Here is a 681-nt window from a genome sequence, read left to right on the forward strand (position 1 = left end):
CAACCCGATACGCGCCCCGAGGCACCCGCACCCCCTGCTCACGCGTCCCGGCGGCCGAAGTGAGGGGCCAGGACGAGTTGGGCCGCTCCCTCGGCGATCTCGTCGGTCGCGGGGCGGACGGGGACCGGCTGGTCGCCGGTGCGCCGGGCGCGTTCGTCGAGGACCGCTTCGACGCCTCGCAGGAAGGCGTCCGGGGCGTTGGTGACGGTACGGCCGCCCAGCAGGACCAGGTCGATGTCGAGGAGGGCGACGAGGTTGCCGGCCGCGATGCCGAGGACCCTGGCCGCTTCGGTGAGGTCGCCGCGGGCCACCGCCGCCAGGCACAGCGCCTCGACGCAGCCCCGGTCCCCGCACCCGCAGGGCGGCCCGTCGAGCTGGACGACCTGGTGTCCGAACTCCCCCGCCCCGGTCCGCGCACCCCGGTGCACGGTCCCGCCGAGGACGAGGCCGGCCCCGAGGCCCGTACCGAGGTGCAGATACGCGAACGACCCGCGCTCCCCCGCGACCGCGAGCCCCAGCGCGGCCGCGTTGGTGTCCTTGTCGACCACGACGGGCACCCCGAGCCGGTCCGCGAGCGCGTCCCGCAGGGGGAAGCCGTCCCACTCGGGGAAGCCGGTGACCCGGTGCAGCACGCCCCGGCTGTGGTCGAGCGGTCCGGGGAGGGCGACGCCGACGCCGAGG

General features: G+C 76.8%; 1 protein-coding gene. It reads right to left on the minus strand.

Going from position 1 to position 681, the window contains the following annotated elements; translation table 11 throughout:
* Positions 1-38 precede the first annotated feature (38 nt).
* Positions 39-681: ROK family protein (locus EHS43_RS45555; protein ID WP_148104383.1), on the minus strand; the 643-nt coding region annotated here is incomplete at its 5' end.

The organism is Streptomyces sp. RP5T (assembly GCF_003933965.1).
Taxonomy (GTDB): Bacteria; Actinomycetota; Actinomycetes; order Streptomycetales; family Streptomycetaceae; genus Streptomyces.